15 protein-coding genes are annotated in these 15,342 nt (G+C 66.2%); 4 read left to right on the forward strand and 11 right to left on the reverse strand.

Annotation, left to right across the window (positions count from 1 at the left end):
• Positions 1 to 156: 156 nt before the first annotated feature.
• The 6 genes from whiA to ACQPXH_RS18415 form a co-directional block, all read right to left on the reverse strand.
• Positions 157 to 1,140 (reverse strand): DNA-binding protein WhiA, encoded by a 984-nt coding sequence (gene whiA, locus ACQPXH_RS18390; protein WP_040692075.1) that lies wholly within the window; start codon positions 1,138 to 1,140, stop codon positions 157 to 159.
• On the reverse strand, positions 1,131 to 2,177 hold the full coding sequence (locus tag ACQPXH_RS18395) for a gluconeogenesis factor YvcK family protein (protein WP_433597768.1): 1,047 nt from the start codon (positions 2,175 to 2,177) through the stop codon (positions 1,131 to 1,133). Before ACQPXH_RS18395 ends, whiA begins: the two co-directional genes overlap by 10 nt.
• Positions 2,174 to 3,178, reverse strand: coding sequence for an RNase adapter RapZ (rapZ, locus tag ACQPXH_RS18400; RefSeq protein WP_433597769.1), 1,005 nt, complete (start codon positions 3,176 to 3,178; stop codon positions 2,174 to 2,176). The genes ACQPXH_RS18395 and rapZ overlap by 4 nt, the downstream gene beginning before the upstream one ends.
• An 83-nt stretch (positions 3,179 to 3,261) precedes the next feature.
• Entirely contained in the window at positions 3,262 to 5,286 is a 2,025-nt protein-coding gene (gene uvrC, locus ACQPXH_RS18405; RefSeq protein ID WP_433597771.1) for an excinuclease ABC subunit UvrC, read from the reverse strand.
• 276 nt (positions 5,287 to 5,562) lie between these two features.
• Complete coding sequence (locus ACQPXH_RS18410; RefSeq protein ID WP_433597772.1) at positions 5,563 to 6,003, reverse strand: hypothetical protein; 441 nt, start codon at positions 6,001 to 6,003, stop codon at positions 5,563 to 5,565.
• A gap of 123 nt (positions 6,004 to 6,126) precedes the next feature.
• A complete protein-coding gene (locus tag ACQPXH_RS18415) occupies positions 6,127 to 6,810 on the reverse strand; it encodes an HAD family hydrolase (RefSeq protein ID WP_433597773.1) in 684 nt (227 codons plus the stop codon).
• Between the two features lie 210 nt (positions 6,811 to 7,020).
• Between ACQPXH_RS18415 and ACQPXH_RS18420 the strand changes: the two genes are divergently transcribed.
• Positions 7,021 to 8,973 (forward strand): gamma-glutamyltransferase family protein, encoded by a 1,953-nt coding sequence (locus tag ACQPXH_RS18420; protein ID WP_433597774.1) that lies wholly within the window; start codon positions 7,021 to 7,023, stop codon positions 8,971 to 8,973.
• A gap of 189 nt (positions 8,974 to 9,162) precedes the next feature.
• On the opposite strand, the gene ACQPXH_RS18425 is transcribed toward ACQPXH_RS18420, so the two are convergent.
• The 4 genes from ACQPXH_RS18425 to ACQPXH_RS18440 all read right to left on the reverse strand — a co-directional run bounded on the left by ACQPXH_RS18425 (position 9,163) and on the right by ACQPXH_RS18440 (position 12,248).
• Positions 9,163 to 9,663 (reverse strand): PH domain-containing protein, encoded by a 501-nt coding sequence (locus ACQPXH_RS18425; RefSeq protein WP_433597775.1) that lies wholly within the window; start codon positions 9,661 to 9,663, stop codon positions 9,163 to 9,165.
• Positions 9,664 to 9,666: 3 nt separating this feature from the next.
• The gene (ribH, locus tag ACQPXH_RS18430) at positions 9,667 to 10,140 is read right to left on the reverse strand and encodes a 6,7-dimethyl-8-ribityllumazine synthase (RefSeq protein WP_433597776.1); all 474 of its coding nucleotides are present in this window, start codon (positions 10,138 to 10,140) and stop codon (positions 9,667 to 9,669) included.
• A gap of 102 nt (positions 10,141 to 10,242) precedes the next feature.
• Positions 10,243 to 11,487, reverse strand: coding sequence for a bifunctional 3,4-dihydroxy-2-butanone-4-phosphate synthase/GTP cyclohydrolase II (locus ACQPXH_RS18435; RefSeq protein ID WP_063043206.1), 1,245 nt, complete (start codon positions 11,485 to 11,487; stop codon positions 10,243 to 10,245).
• 131 nt (positions 11,488 to 11,618) lie between these two features.
• Entirely contained in the window at positions 11,619 to 12,248 is a 630-nt protein-coding gene (locus ACQPXH_RS18440; RefSeq protein WP_433597777.1) for a riboflavin synthase, read from the reverse strand.
• A gap of 576 nt (positions 12,249 to 12,824) precedes the next feature.
• Here ACQPXH_RS18440 and ACQPXH_RS18445 point away from each other — a divergent pair.
• Complete coding sequence (locus ACQPXH_RS18445; RefSeq protein WP_433597778.1) at positions 12,825 to 13,295, forward strand: hypothetical protein; 471 nt, start codon at positions 12,825 to 12,827, stop codon at positions 13,293 to 13,295.
• Between the two features lie 12 nt (positions 13,296 to 13,307).
• Here the strand turns inward: ACQPXH_RS18445 and rpe are convergent, their stop codons facing one another.
• The gene (rpe, locus tag ACQPXH_RS18450) at positions 13,308 to 13,964 is read right to left on the reverse strand and encodes a ribulose-phosphate 3-epimerase (protein WP_433603498.1); all 657 of its coding nucleotides are present in this window, start codon (positions 13,962 to 13,964) and stop codon (positions 13,308 to 13,310) included.
• Between the two features lie 96 nt (positions 13,965 to 14,060).
• Here rpe and ACQPXH_RS18455 point away from each other — a divergent pair, with 96 nt between their 5' ends.
• Positions 14,061 to 14,483: an ATP-binding protein gene (locus ACQPXH_RS18455; RefSeq protein WP_040692115.1), complete on the forward strand. Its 423-nt coding sequence runs from the start codon at positions 14,061 to 14,063 to the stop codon at positions 14,481 to 14,483.
• 53 nt (positions 14,484 to 14,536) lie between these two features.
• The gene (locus ACQPXH_RS18460; protein WP_433603499.1) at positions 14,537 to 15,340 is read left to right on the forward strand and encodes an RNA polymerase sigma factor SigF; all 804 of its coding nucleotides are present in this window, start codon (positions 14,537 to 14,539) and stop codon (positions 15,338 to 15,340) included.
• Positions 15,341 to 15,342 lie beyond the last annotated feature (2 nt).

Below are 15,342 nucleotides of genomic sequence, written 5' to 3' on the forward strand. Positions count from 1 at the left end.
TGTCTGTTGAATTCACGTCGACGGGCAACTCGGCGGTGGCGATCCCCATTACCGACTGCTTGTGCCGCCGGGTGGACGCCACCGATATTCGACGTAAGACACATTGACATGCGACGTCCGGTCGAATCGCCGCCCAGTCTCGGGCGACGATTCGGCTCAAGCTTCGTCGAGCAGTTCGGCCGTGACGGCCGATTCGGTATCGGGGACCCCCAACTCCTTGGCCCGGCGGTCCGCCATCGACAATAGTCGCCGAATCCGGCCCGCCACAGCGTCTTTGGTCATCGGCGGATCGGCGAGCTGGCCCAGCTCCTCCAGGGACGCCTGGCGATGCTGCACGCGCAGCTTGCCCGCCGCGGCCAAATGGTCGGGCACCTCATCGCCCAGAATCTCCAGTGCGCGTTCGACTCTCGCGGCGGCGGCGACCGCGGCACGGGCCGATCGGCGCAGGTTGGCGTCATCGAAATTGGCCAAGCGGTTCGCGGTGGCCCGCACCTCACGGCGCAGCCTGCGCTCCTCCCAGACAATCCGGGTGTCCTGCGCGCCCATCCGGGTCAGCAGTGCGCCGATGGCCTCACCGTCGCGTACCACGACCCGATCGGTGCCGCGTACCTCACGCGCCTTCGCGGTGATGCCGAGCCGCCGCGCCGCACCGACGAGTGCCAGCGCGGCCTCCGGACCGGGGCAGCTGACCTCGAGCGCCGAGGAGCGACCGGGTTCGGTGAGCGAGCCGTGCGCGAGAAACGCTCCGCGCCAAGCGGCTTCGGCGTCGCCGATGCTGCCGCCGACCACCTGTGCGGGCAGACCGCGCACCGGACGGCCGCGCACATCGAGCAGGCCGGTCTGTCTGGCCAGCGCCTCGCCCTCCTTGGACACCCGTACCACGTAGCGCGAGGTCTTGCGCAGACCGCCCGCGCCGAGCACGTGCACATCGGAGCCGTAGCCGTACAGCTCGAAGATCTCGCGCCGTAGCCGGCGCGCGATGGAACCCATATCCACCTCGGCCTCGACGATCACCCGCCCGCCGACGATGTGCAGACCGCCCGCAAACCGCAGCAGCGCAGACAATTCCGCCTTGCGAGAACTCACCTGCGAGACCGTGAGCCTGCTCAGCTCGTCCTTCACTTCGGCCGTCATCGCCACGAGACGCGCTCCTTTCCACCCAACCCGGAACGCACATCCTGACCCATGTGCCGTCCCTCGACTCGAAGCCCTGCCATATGTGGCCGAGGTTGCCGGATCAGCTGATCCAGTGCGGCGGCAAGCTTTCCGGGGTGATGCCGGTCGGTTCCCGCTTCGGCGACATCGGAGAAGGTTACTCGCGCCCGCAATTGTTCGGCAGCCCTGGCCACATGTTCTCTTTCGCGACCCTCCGGCACCGACCCGGAATCGACCAGTACCTCATCGACCACGAATTCCGGTGCGTGCTGGGACAATACATGTAGATGGCGTTCCGCGGAGAAACCTGCCGTTTCTCCCGGCTCCGCAGCCAGATTCAGCACCAGGATCTTGCGTGCTCTGGTGTAGACCAGCGCATCACGTAATTCGGGTACCAGCACGTGCGGAATCACGCTGGTGAACCAGGAACCCGGGCCCAGCACAACGACATCGGCGTGTTCGATGGCCGAGGTTGCCTCCGGACTGGCGGGCGGATCGGACGGAATCAGCCGCACCCGCCGCACTTTGCCCGGTGTCGTCGCGATGGCGACCTGGCCGCGGATACAGCGGCTCACCCGCGGATCCGCTTCCAGCCCAGCAACATCTGCCTCGATATCGAGGGCGATGGGCGACATCGGCAGCACCCGTCCGGTGATACGCAACATCTTGGCGACCTCGTCGAGCGCCGCGACCGGATCGCCGAGCACCTCGGTCAGGCCGGCGAGGATCAGATTGCCGACCGAATGTCCGGCCAGCGCACCGGTGCCGCCGAAGCGGTGCTGCACGGTGCGCGTCCACACATCGTCGCCGTCCGCGGCCAGCGCCGCCAGGGCCATGCGCAGATCGCCAGGTGGTGGCACACCGAGTTCGGCGCGCAGTCGGCCCGATGATCCGCCGTCATCGGCGACGGTCACCACCGCGCTGATCTTTCTGGTCAGCCGCCGCACCGCGGTGAGCGTCGCATACAGCCCGTGCCCGCCACCGAGCGCAACTATGGCGGGATCCGATTCCCACCCCGTCATTCGCGCCCCAGATCCCGATGCACGACCCGCACGACATCGGCCGGGCCGGATTTCTCCGGCTCGGAGCCGATCAGTTCGCCGAGCGCCTCGGCTATCGCCACGCTGCGGTGTTTACCTCCGGTGCAGCCCACTGCCACCGTCATGTATCGCTTCCCCTCTTGGCGGTAACCATTCGTCGTCAGGTCGACCAGGTGGTGGCAGGTGCTCAAGTAATCGGCCGCGCCGGGACGCGACAATACATACTCGCTGACCACGGTCTCCTGTCCCGAATGTTCCCGAAGTTCCGGTATCCAATGCGGATTGGGTAGAAAACGCACATCCAACACCATGTCCGCATCGAGTGGAACCCCGTACTTGAATCCGAACGACTGCACCGTCAGCTGCAGTGCGGTGGGCGCCCCGCCGCCGTAGGCCTCCTCCAGCTTGCGGTGCAACTGGTGGATCGAGAGTTCGGTCGTGTCGATCACCAGGTCGGCCGCCGTTTTCACGGCGGAGAGGCGGATCCGTTCGGCTGCGATGCCCGCCGAGAGCGTACCGTCGGCGCTTTCGCTCTGCAGCGGGTGGCGCCTGCGTGCGAAGCCGAAGCGCCGGATCAGCACGTCATCGGAGGCCTCCAAGAACAGGATCCTGGTCGGCACGCCCGCGGACCGCAGCTGATCGGTGACGGCCGAGAGATCGCCGGTGAAGAAACGACTACGTACATCCATGACCAGCGCGAGCCTGCGAATCGGCGGTTCGGCGGAGGCACCGAGTTCCACCATCGGCCCGATCAGCTCGGGCGGCAGGTTATCGGTGACATACCAGCCCAGATCCTCGAGTACTCGGGCCGCGGTACCCCGACCCGCGCCGGATAGCCCCGTTACGATGACGACCTCGACCTTTGGCTGCGCCGGGTTGCCGTCGCCGCGTTCGACAGGTGCGCCGACGGTGCCCGCGGGGCCGGTCCGCCCAGCGGTCGACCGCGGGCTGCCCGCACTGTTGTTCGATTCGACGCGTGTCATGTCCTACCGGATCTGTGTCAGGGTGCGTGTCGATCATCCCGCACCCGTTCGGGTATCGGGCGCAGACACACAACGTAGGTGTCTTATTCCTCCCGCAAAGCGGCCAGAACCGCCTTCGCGGTCGCCACACCGATGCCGGGCACCTCGGTGATCTGCTCGACCGTAGCCTCCTTCAGTTTGGCAACCGACCCGAAATGGGTGACGAGCGCGGTCCGGCGCGACTCGCCGAGGCCGCGCACCGAGTCCAGTGCGGACGCGGTCATCCGACGGGAGCGTTTGCTGCGGTGGAAGGTGATGGCGAAGCGGTGCGCCTCGTCGCGCACCCGTTGCAGTAGATACAGCGACTCACTGTTGCGCGGCATGATCACCGGATCGCTCTCCCCTGGCACCCACACCTCCTCCAGCCGTTTGGCCAGGCCGATAACCGCGACATCGGTGATGCCGAGTTCGTCGAGGACCTCCGCGGCGGCCGCGACCTGGGGTGCACCGCCGTCGACCACATAGAGATTGGGCGGGTAGGCGAATTTGCGCGGGCGACCGGTGCGTGGGTCGATGCCGGGGCGTGAAGTCAGTTCGAGGTCGTCGTCGGCGTGTCCGTTCTCCTGGCCGGACGCCAACTCGTCGGCCGCCAGCTCGTCGCGTTCGCGGCGCAGGCGATAGAACCGCCGTCTGGTCACCTCCGCGATGCTGCCGACATCGTCGGAGCGGCCCTCGCCCGCGGCCTCTTTGATCGCATAGTGGCGATACTCCGACTTGCGCGGCAGGCCGTCCTCGAATACCACCAGCGAAGCCACCACATCGGTGCCCTGCACGTGGCTGATATCCACACACTCGATTCGTAGCGGCGCGCTGTCCAGATCGAGGGCATCTTGAATGTCTTGCAGCGCAGCGGATCTCGAGGTCAGGTCGCCGGCGCGCTCGAGTTTGTGCTGGGCCAGCGCCTCCATCGCATTGCGCTGCACGGTTTCGGCGAGCGCCTTCTTGTCACCACGCTGCGGCACCCGCAGCCGCACCGCCGAGCCGCGCAGTTTGCTCAGCCATTCCTCCACCTGTTCGGCATCGGCGGGCAGTTCCGGCACCAGCACCTCGCGCGGCACCGCGGTGGCCGGTTGTTCGGCCCCGCCCGGTACGTCCGCACCCTGTGCGGCCAGCTCGCCGTAGAACTGGGTGAGGAACTGCTCGACCAGTGCGGCGACCTCACCACCGGCCTCCTGGCCGTCGATGGCGTCACCGGATTTGTCGACCACCCAGCCGCGCTGGCCGCGCACCCGGCCGTCGCGGACGTGGAAGACCTGCACCGCCACCTCTAGCTCATCGATGGCGAAGGCGACCACATCGGCGTCGGTGCCGGTACCGAGGACGACGGCCTGCTTCTCCAGTGCCCGCCGCAGCGCTTGGACGTCGTCGCGCAGCCGGGCGGCGGTTTCGAAGTCCAGGTCCTCGGCGGCGTCGTGCATCCGGCGCTCCAAGTCGCGCACCATGCGATCTGTGCGTCCGGCCAGGAAGTCGCAGAAGTCCTCGACGATCCGGCGATGCTCGTCGGCATCGACGCGGCCGATGCACGGGGCCGAGCACTTGTCGATATAGCCGAGCAGGCAAGGCCGCCCGATCTGGTTGTGCCGCTTGAAGACTCCGTTGGAGCAGGTGCGCGCGGGGAAGACCCGCAGCAGCAGATCCAGGGTTTCCCGAATGGCCCAGGCGTGCGCGTACGGCCCGAAGTACCGCACCCCCTTCTTGCGCGCGCCGCGATAAACGAACAGCCGCGGGTACTCCTCGTTCAAGGTGACCGCCAGCACCGGATACGACTTGTCGTCCCGATACCGCACGTTGAATCGCGGATCGAACTCCTTGATCCAGTTGTATTCCAACTGAAGGGCTTCCACCTCGGTGGAGACCACGGTCCATTCGACGCCGGCCGCCGTCGTGACCATCTGCTTGGTCCGCGGATGCAGCGACGCCACATCGGCGAAGTACGAATTCAACCTGCTGCGCAGGCTCTTCGCCTTGCCGACATAGATCACACGCCCGTGCGCGTCCCGGAATTTGTAGACACCGGGTTCAACGGGAATCGTGCCCGGCTTCGGCCGGTAGGTCGCGGGATCTGCCACGAATCCAAGCCTATCGACCGGCTCCGACACATCCGCACGGGCGCGGCTCAGCCGAAGCGGCGGGCACCGGCGGCGATCGCGTCGCGCAGCGCCTGCTCCGGCGCGGACAGGGTCGTCCGCCGCCGCATCAGCACGAATTCGAGGTCGCCGAGCACCGAAGCCGCGGGTCGGCGAGCACGCGCAGACCGTCCGGGATCAGGGCTTCGGCATGCACGATAACGCCGAGACCGGCGAGGACCGCGTCGCGCAGGCCGAGCTGGCTGTCACTGGTGCAGGTCACGCGCGCCAGCTGCGGGCGTCGCGTTCGTCGAACCACGCCTTGGCTTCCGGTCGCGACAATTGGTAAAGGATCGTCGCCGACGCGCCCAGCGTGAAGAGGACGATGACCAGCCGGGCCGAGTCCGGGACAGCCTCGACATGAATTCGCAGTACCGCGACGGACTGCACCATGACCGAAACGATCGCGACCCGGCGCACCCGCGGCCCACGGCCGAGAACCAGTACCGCGAGGCCGAGCACCCAACTGCAACCGAATTGCAGGGCCGCCGATCTGGCCGCCTCGTCCCCGGCGATCAGGCCCATGACGACCGGATACGCGAGGCCGAAGCCCGCAAGTCCCAATGCGGCCTCTCTGGCCTCGCCGACCGATCCGGGCAGGCCGGCGGGCCGTGCCGTCCGCACCACCGACGATTCGAAATATGCCTCGGCATCATCCATGGCCACTCCCCGTCGAGCTTGCGCACCGCACCGCGATGTGGTGGGCGTCACAGCAAGCTAATTCAGTTCGCGGACATCGACATTCAGTAACAGCAGAGTGTGTCGCAGGTCACATAATGGACGCTAGGCCAGTTCGTGTCGCCGCAATACCTCGAGCAGACCTTCGGCACGCTGCACCGTCGGCAACGGATCGACCAGCGCGAAACCGCAGCCGGCCGCGACCGCGCCGCCATCGGCCTCGGCACTGTCGCCGACCATGAGCGCCGATTCGGGACGCACACCGAGCTGTTCCACCGCGGCCAGGAAGATCCGCGGATCCGGCTTCACCGCACCGACTTCGAACGACAGCGTGTGCGCGGCGACCAGCCGATCCCAACCGTTTGCGGCGAACGCCGGACGGATATCGAAGGCGATATTGCTCACCACGGCGACCGGAATGCCCTGTGCCGCCAGGGTTTTCAACACGGCACCGGTGTCGGGATACGGCGTCCAGGCGAGCGGGTCGAGCATCCAGTCGTAGAGTCGCGCGACCAGCGCCGGTGTCGGCACCCCGGCTTGTCGCATCAACTCGCGGTAGGCCGTGCGATGCATCGCCGGATCCAGATCCCGCCGTTCCCATGCGAACCGGCCCTCGGCGTCGAAGACCGCACCGTCGCCGACCGGCCTCGTCATCCGATCCAGGATCGCGTCCTGCCGCGACCGGTCCAGGGGTTTGCCATCGGCCCCGACCATATCGGCCCAGGTTTCATCGGGTTCCAGTCGGAACAGAGTGCCGGAGAAGTCGAAGAGAACTGCCTCGATCGCCACTGGGCCAGCCTACCGATGACGACGGGTGTCATTGGGGTCGAGCGGAATTGGCCTCAGCGCCTATTCCTGCGCAGATCTCGCAGAAATTGCATCCGACATGGGCGCTCAATGCAATTGCCCGCTAACCGTTTTCGCTGAACTCACCAGTACCGGGAGCCCACAGCGCCGGATTTGCCGCGACGCTCGGCGATCGGCGATACAGTGCCGTCCATGAGTGGCACGCGAAGAACCTGGGTCAGCGCCGCGGCGGCGCTCACGCTCATCGTCGGCGTTGTCAGCGGATGTTCCTCCGACGACACACCCGCGAACGCGGCGTGTAGTGCGACGCCGAACGGAACCCCGGTGGTCGCGACCTCAGCGGGTGCGACTCCAGGCGCGACCAAGGATCTGAGCACCAATCCCGAGATCGCGACCGGCTACCGGTCCGATATGACGGCGGTGCGCACCAAGACCTACGCGGTGTCCACGGCCAACCCGGTCTCCACCAAGGCCGCCTGTGAGGTGCTGAGCAACGGCGGCACGGCCGCGGATGCGCTCATCGCGGCGCAGATGGTGCTCGGGTTGGTGGAGCCGCAGGCCTCCGGCATCGGCGGTGGCTCGTTCGTGCTCTATTACGACGCGGCCAGCAAGAGCGTGGAGGCGTACGACGGTCGGGAGATCGCCCCCGCCGCGGCGACCGAGAACTATCTGCGCTGGGTCAGCGATACCGATCGCACCGAGCCGAAACCGAGTGCCCGTGCGAGCGGGCGCTCGATCGGCGTGCCCGGCGTCTTGCGCATGCTGGAACTGGCGCATCGCGACCACGGCAAGACCGCTTGGCGGGACCTGTTCGACCCGGCCATCGGACTGGCCGATCGCGGCTTCCCGATCAGTCCGCGCCTGGCCGGTCAGATCGCCGAATCCGCCAAGGATCTCGCGGTGGACGAGTCCGCGAAGGCCTACTTCCTCAATCCGGACGGCACCCCGAAACGGGCCGACACCGTACTGACCAACCCGGCCATGTCGAAGACCTTGAACGCCATTGCCACCGACGGCGCGAATGCCTTCTACACCGGCGCTATCGCCCACGACATCGTCGATGCGGCCGGATCCACCGCAGGCGGGCGCACCCCGAGCCTCATCACCGCCGACGACCTCGCCGGGTATCAGACCAAGAAGCGGACCGCGCTCTGCACGAACTACCGCACGCACGAGATCTGCGGTATGCCCAGCCCGTCCTCGGGCGGCATTACCGTCGCGGCCACCCTCGGCATTCTGGAGAACTTCGACCTATCGCCGCTGAAGCCGGACAATATCGACCGCAACGGCGGCAAGCCGAAGGCCGAAGCGGTGCATCTGATCTCGGAGGCCGAGCGGCTCGCCTACGCCGACCGGAACAAGTACGTCGCCGATACGGATTTCATTCCACTGCCGGGTAATTCACCGCAGACCCTGCTGAACAAGGACTACCTGAAGCAGCGCGCCGGTCTCATCGATCCCGGCCACAGCATGGGCACCGCGCAGCCGGGCGATTTCGGCCCGGTGCCACTCGGTGTCGGCCCGCAGCCGCCCGAGCACGGCACCAGCCATATCTCGGTCGTCGACAAGTACGGCAATGCCGCCTCGATGACCACCACGGTCGAATCGGCCTTCGGATCATTCCACCTTGTCGACGGATTCGTGCTGAACAACCAGCTCACCGACTTCTCCGCCGATCCGCTCGGCACCGACGGCGCCCCTGTCGCCAATCGCGTGCAGCCGGGTAAGCGGCCGCGCAGCTCGATGAGCCCGACCCTGGTCTTCGACCACAATGCCGACGGCTCACGCGGCGATCTGACCCAGGTCGCCGGCTCCCCCGGCGGTTCGGTGATCATCCAGTTCGTCGTGAAAGCCCTTGTCGGCGTGCTGGATTGGGGCCTGGACCCGCAACAGGCGGTTTCCGCGGTCGCGTTCGGCGCCGGAAACAGTCCGGCCACCGGCGTAGGCGGCGAGCATCCGGCCATCAACGCCACCGACAACGGCGATCACGACCCACTGGTCCTACGCCTGCGCGAACTCGGCCACCAGGTCTCGGTCGCCCCCCAATCCAGCGGCCTCAGCGCACTGCAGCGCGACGGTGCCGAAGGCTGGATCGGCGGCGCGGATCCCCGACGCGAAGGCGCCGTCCTCGGCGACACCCGTTAACCCGCGGTTGTTCTATCCGGTCTGCGGTGTCGGACGGAGCGTCGGGCCGTCATCGAGCGCCAGGTGACCCTGTATGAATCCCAGAACAGCGGTAACGTTGTTCGACGGCGAACCGCGATCGGCCGCAAGTAGCGTCATGAACGGATCGTCAGCGAATGCCTCGGCGACACGCTGACATCCGGCGGCCGACTACTCTTCGGCGGCGGTGTATTTCGCGCCGAGTGCGCGCAGTTTGTCCAAAGCCTCGACGGCGCGTTGCTTATCGTTGGAACGGATAGCCATGAGGGGGACGTAGTCGTCATCGACGAGTTCGAGGCGGGCCCAGGACTTTCGGTCCGGGAAGGAGACGCCGCGGATGTACTCCCAAGGGAATTCGGTGTCACCCAGGATGTTCCGCACCGAGACGCCGCGCTTGCCGACACGGACGCGCGGCCGGGTCAGCAGGAGTACCGCCGCCGCACCGAGCACGCCGATGCCGATCATCGCGAACTGGTCCGCGAGCCGGAAATTCACACCGGTCGAACCGTGGCGCAACAGGATGCCGCCCGCGGTGAAACCGGCGACGAGCAGCACCGCCACGGTCCATGCGGTCCGCACCGCGCGATGCGGCCGCACCTCGAGCTCCCACTCGCGGGAGCCCGATTCGGCAGCCGCGGCCGGACCTCTACGCCAGATGCGAACGACCGGCATGATCTACGGCCGCAGAGCGCGCAGCGTCAGCGCGGCATCGAGCGCTGCCGCGGCGGCCTGTTCGCCCTTGTTCTCGGCGGAGCCCGGCAATCCGGCCCTGTCCAGCGCCTCCGCCTCGTTATTGGTGGTCAGCACACCGTTGGCCACGGGCGTACCCGCATCGAGTGACACCCGCGTCAGACCGGCGGTCACCGCGTCACAGACGTATTCGAAATGCGGTGTGCCACCACGGATCACCACACCGAGCGCGACCACCGCGTCATGGGAGCGGGCCAATTCCTGAGCGACCACCGGAAGTTCCATCGCACCCGCGCACCGGACCACGGTGATGTGCTCGACGCCCGCGTTCTTGGCCACCTGCTCCGCATTCGCGACCAGCGTGTCGCAGATCTGGGTGTGCCAGCGCGAGGCGACGATGCCGAGCTTCAGATCCTTGGCATCCGACAGCTCGAAGCTGGGGACGCCAGTGCCGCTCATGCCTGCGCCTCGCTGACGCCCGGCTCCGGCATGCGCGATGCACGCTGTGACATGGTTCGCTCGCTCACTGGTGTCCTTTCCAGGCTGCGTCGAGGTGAGAACTCACTGGGCGGTCTCGCCGAGATCGAGTTCGTCCAGCCCGATCAGGTCGTGCCCCATCCGGTCCCGCTTGGTGCGCAGGTACCGCAGGTTCTCGGCGTTGGCGCGCAACGGCATCGGCACCCGTTCGGTGATCTTCAGCCCGTAGCCGTCGAGTCCGACGCGCTTGGCCGGATTGTTGGTGAGCAGGCGCATCGATCGAATCCCGAGGTCCACCAGGATCTGTGCGCCGGTGCCGTAGTCACGGGCGTCGGCGGGCAAACCGAGCTCCAGATTCGCGTCGACGGTGTCGTGGCCCGAATCCTGCAGCTGGTAGGCCTGCAGCTTGTGCATCAGCCCGATGCCACGCCCCTCGTGTCCACGCATGTAGAGCACCACACCGCGCCCCTCTTGGGCCACCATCTCCAGTGCGGCGTCCAGCTGCGGACCGCAATCGCAGCGCAGCGAACCGAAGACATCACCGGTAAGGCATTCGGAATGCACCCGCACCAGCACATCGTCGCCGTCATCGATATCACCGCGCACCAACGCGACATGTTCGACATCATCGTAGATGCTCTGATAGCCGACGGCCTTGAATTCGCCGTGCGCCGTGGGGATCCTGGCCTCGGCGACCCGAATGACCTGCTTCTCGTGCTTGCGCCGCCAAGCGATCATTTCCGCGATGGAGATCAGCGCCAAGTTGTGCTCGTCGGCGAAGACGCGCAGTTCCTCCGTGCGGGCCATATGGCCCTCGTCCTTCTGGCTGACGATCTCGCAGATGACACCGGCGGGCTGCAATCCGGCCATCCGCGCCAGATCGACCGCGGCCTCGGTGTGCCCGGGACGACGCAGCACGCCGCCTTCCTTGGCGCGCAACGGAACCACGTGACCGGGCCGGGTCAGATCGTCGGCCTTGGCGTTCGGATCGGCGAGTAATCGCATGGTGGTGGCACGGTCGGCACCGGAGATACCGGTGGTGATTCCGTCCCTGGCATCGACCGAAACGGTGTAGGCGGTGCCGTGCTTGTCCTGGTTCTGCGCGTACATCGGCGGCAGGCCGAGCCGATCGCAGTCCTCACCCGTGAGCGGCACACAGATATAACCGGAGGTGTAGCGAATCATGAAGGCGACCAGCTCGGGGGTCGCCTTTTCCGCCGCGAAGATGAGGTCACCCTCGTTCTCACGGTCCTCGTCGTCGACGACGACAACCGCCTTACCGGCAGCGATATCGGCGACTGCGCGCTCGATGGTGTCGAACCTGGTCACGTCTGTTGTGCTCCATCTCGAAATAGGTGCCTCACATACAGTAGTCGACTGGTCATAGGCCGACGCCGAGCCGCCCGACCAGCCACCACGGAGCTGTCTTACGAGCGACGTTCGCGGCGCAGGCGCGGCAATTAGACAGAGTCGCGCTGTTGGAGGCGTTCGACGTACTTGGCGATGACATCGACTTCCAGGTTCACCTTGGCACCGACGGCGGCCGCACCGAGGTTCGTCATGGACAGGGTGGTCGGGATCAACGAGACCTCGAACCAATCGCGGTTGCCGTCTGCGGCGGGCGCGTCGGCGATGCCGAGGCCCGAGACGGTCAGCGAGATGCCGTCGACGGTGATCGAACCCTTCTCCACTACATAGCGGGCGATCGCTTCTGGCAGCGAGATTCGCACGACCTCCCAGTTCTCCGAGGGCGTGCGCGCGAGCACGGTCCCGGTGCCGTCGACGTGGCCCTGCACCAGGTGGCCGCCGAGCCTGCTGTTCAGCGCGGCCGCACGCTCGAGGTTCACCCGCGAACCCGTGCCGAGTCCGCCGATGCTGGAGCGGTTCAGCGTCTCCTGCATGACGTCCACGGTGAACGAATCGCCGTCGACCACGTCGACAACGGTCAGGCAGACGCCATTGACGGCGATCGAATCACCGTGTCCGGCATCGGAAGTGACCAGCTTGCCCCGGATCGTCAGCCGAGCGGCATCGGCCAACTCTTCGGTGGCGACGATCTCGCCGAGTTCTTCGACGATGCCTGTGAACATGCCTTGACTCCCTGTCGCGTCGTTTCTACGGTTGCCGAACAGCCGGATCCGGGCGACTATTCCCGCCGGTACGCCGATCCCTCCTCAGCCTAACGACGCCGGGTCGTAGACGACACCGCGGTTCCAACCAGCGGTCGGTCGATACCGCGGTTCGGCAAGTCCCCAGGGAAGCGGACCGCAGGGCAACGCACGCAGCGTCGAACCAGCGGCAGTTATTTTTCGAAGCGAAATAGTACGCGTCCGCGCGGAAATATCGCCGTTTCCCGGCGACGACAATTATTCATTCCTTTTTCCGGAACCGCGCGAACGGACTTCATATGTGGCGCATAGTGTCGAACAGGTCGTAATACCCAGCGGAGACACGATTACACCAAAGCCTTGCGCGGCTCCGAAAACGGTCGCAAGATTGTTATGTTGTTGATTCCTGTCGTTCAACTTCTACCCGAGCAGTGCAGTGCGGAACGGTTCTACCCGGTCCGACGCGGTCCGGCGAGTTCGACCCAGGGAAATCCACCACTCGAGGAAGCCAGAGACAGCAGTGGGTCAAATCAGGTTCGATACCAACGGGGGTGCTGCGTGACCACTCTTGTCGATTCGACGCTGGAAGTTCGCTGTGTGCAGTATCGGCGCGAATTCCATATGCCGGCGTCGATCGACCCGACGTCCCGCCGCATCCTGCTCCATATCGGCACCTATTACGGCGCTATAACGATGCCCGCAGAGCTGGGCGAGCAGGTGCAGCAGCAGCTCACCCAGACGCAGATCGCGGCACCGGTGGTGCACCATCCGCGAGCCAAGCGCTGGACCTTCATCACCGGCCCCGCCCGGCCCGATACCCTCAGCGCGGCCGTCTCCGCAGAGCTGTTCCGGCTCTACGCAACGGTCGCCTGTACCGGGAGCCAGGTCGTGCTGCCCTCACCCGATGACGAGCGCACCGGCTATCGCACTTGGATCCAGCCGCCGGCGAACGCGACGGCCCTGCCACCGCTCAGCGCGGTGATCGAGGCGACACGTGCCATCGGCAGCCGGAAAGCGCCCGCCCGCTAGGAAATTCGCGAGCTAGGAGCTGCGCAGCGCCGCGGCCTGCTGCCGCAGCTTTTCCACGGCAGCACCCGGATCAGTGGTGTTGTAGACCGCGGATCCGGCGACAAAACAATCGATGCCCGCCTCCGCTGCGGCCTCGATCGTGCCGGCATTGATGCCGCCGTCGATTTCCACGATCAAACGCAGTTCGCCCGCGTCCACCAGTCGACGCACGATCCGCGCCTTTTCCAGCACATGCGTGATGAACGACTGGCCACCGAAGCCCGGCTCCACACTCATCACCAGCAGTGTGTCGAAGTCGCGCAGGATTTCCAGATATGGCTCGATCGGCGTATTCGGCTTCACCGAAAGACCGGCCTTGGCGCCGGCCGCGCGAATATCGCGCGCGACCGCGATCGGATCGTCGGTCGCCTCGGCATGGAAGGTGACATTGTATGCACCCGCCTCCGCGTAGGGCGGAGCCCAGCGGGCCGGATCCTCGATCATCAGATGGCAGTCGAGCGGAATATCGGTGGCCTTCAACAGGCTTTCGACCACCGGGAGTCCGAGAGTGAGATTCGGCACGAAATGTGCGTCCATCACATCGACATGCAACCAATCCGCGCCATGCACGGCATTCGCCTCATCCGCGAGTCGTGCGAAGTCGGCGGACAGGATGGACGGGGCGATCATCGGCGTGGTCGGGCGCGTAAACGTCGAAGCGGACACATCGCGGGAGCTTACCGGTACCTAGGGTTGCTCCGGCCGGGAGTGGGTAGCCTGCATAGGGTGATCAACATTTCGGCGGAACAGGGGCTCTACAGCACCCCGGTGGAGATTCGGGTGGCTGCGTCGGTGACGCAGCTGCCGATCGTGCGCGGGCTCGCCGAAACACTGGTGCTGCTCAGCGATTTCACCCTCGACGAGGTGGCCGACATCCGGTTGGCCGTGGACGAGGTGTGCTCGACGCTGATCGCGGTCGCAGCACCGGCGACCAGCCTGCACTGCCGGTTCACCGTGGGTGACACCGAATTGCTCGTCAAGGTCACCGGCCTCGCCGGGACGGAGGGGTTGCCGGATCAGCGCAGCTTCGGCTGGCATGTGCTGCGCACCCTCACCGATGAAGTACAGGCGACACAGGACCCATTCGACTCGGCCGCATCCGGATATCCGACGACGGTGGAGTTCCGTCGGGTCCGGGGGAAAGCGTAGTGGCGGACGAGAACACCGTGTCCGACGCCGAGCGAGACGACGACGCCGAACCTGTGCTGACCGAAGAGGCAGCCGAGGAAGTCGAAACCCTCCAGGCGTCCGGCGCGGGGTACGACGACGTCGGCGCGCTGTTCGAGCAGCTCGCCGCCAGCAATCCGGGTACCGCGCGGCATACCGCACTGCGTGCCGAGCTGATCAGCCGGTGCATTCCACTCGCGGACCACATCGCCCGCAAATTCAGTGGGCGCGGTGAGCCGTTCGACGATCTCACGCAGGTGGCACGGGTCGGTCTGGTGCACGCGGTGGACCGTTTCGATATTTCGCGCGGCTCGAACTTCCTGTCCTTCGCGGTGCCGACGATCATGGGTGAGGTGCGTCGCTATTTCCGCGACAACACCTGGGCCATGCGGGTACCGAGACGGGTGAAGGAGACCCATCTGCGCATCGGCGCCGCCATCGACACGCTCTCGCAATCCCTCGGCCGCTCCCCGACCGCGAAAGAGATTGCGGCCGAACTCGATGTGGATCCCGACGAGGTGACCCAGGCCGTCATCGCGGGCAACGCCTACCAGCCGAGTTCCATCGATGCCGCCTCACTCGGGCGCGATACCGAGGCATCGCTGCTGGACACCCTCGGCGAGGAGGAATCCCAATTCGACCGGGTCGAGGAATACGTCGCGATCCGTCCGCTGCTTGCCGGACTCCCGGAACGCGAACGCCGCATCCTCACGATGCGGTTTTTCGAATCGATGACCCAGACCCAGATCGCCCAGCGCATGGGTATCTCGCAGATGCACGTCTCGCGCATTCTCGCGAAAACCCTTGCCCGCCTGCGCGAACAGTCGGCCCGCGACTGAGC

The sequence above is a fragment of the Nocardia sp. CA-135953 genome, assembly GCF_050955735.1.
Lineage (GTDB): Bacteria > Actinomycetota > Actinomycetes > Mycobacteriales > Mycobacteriaceae > Nocardia.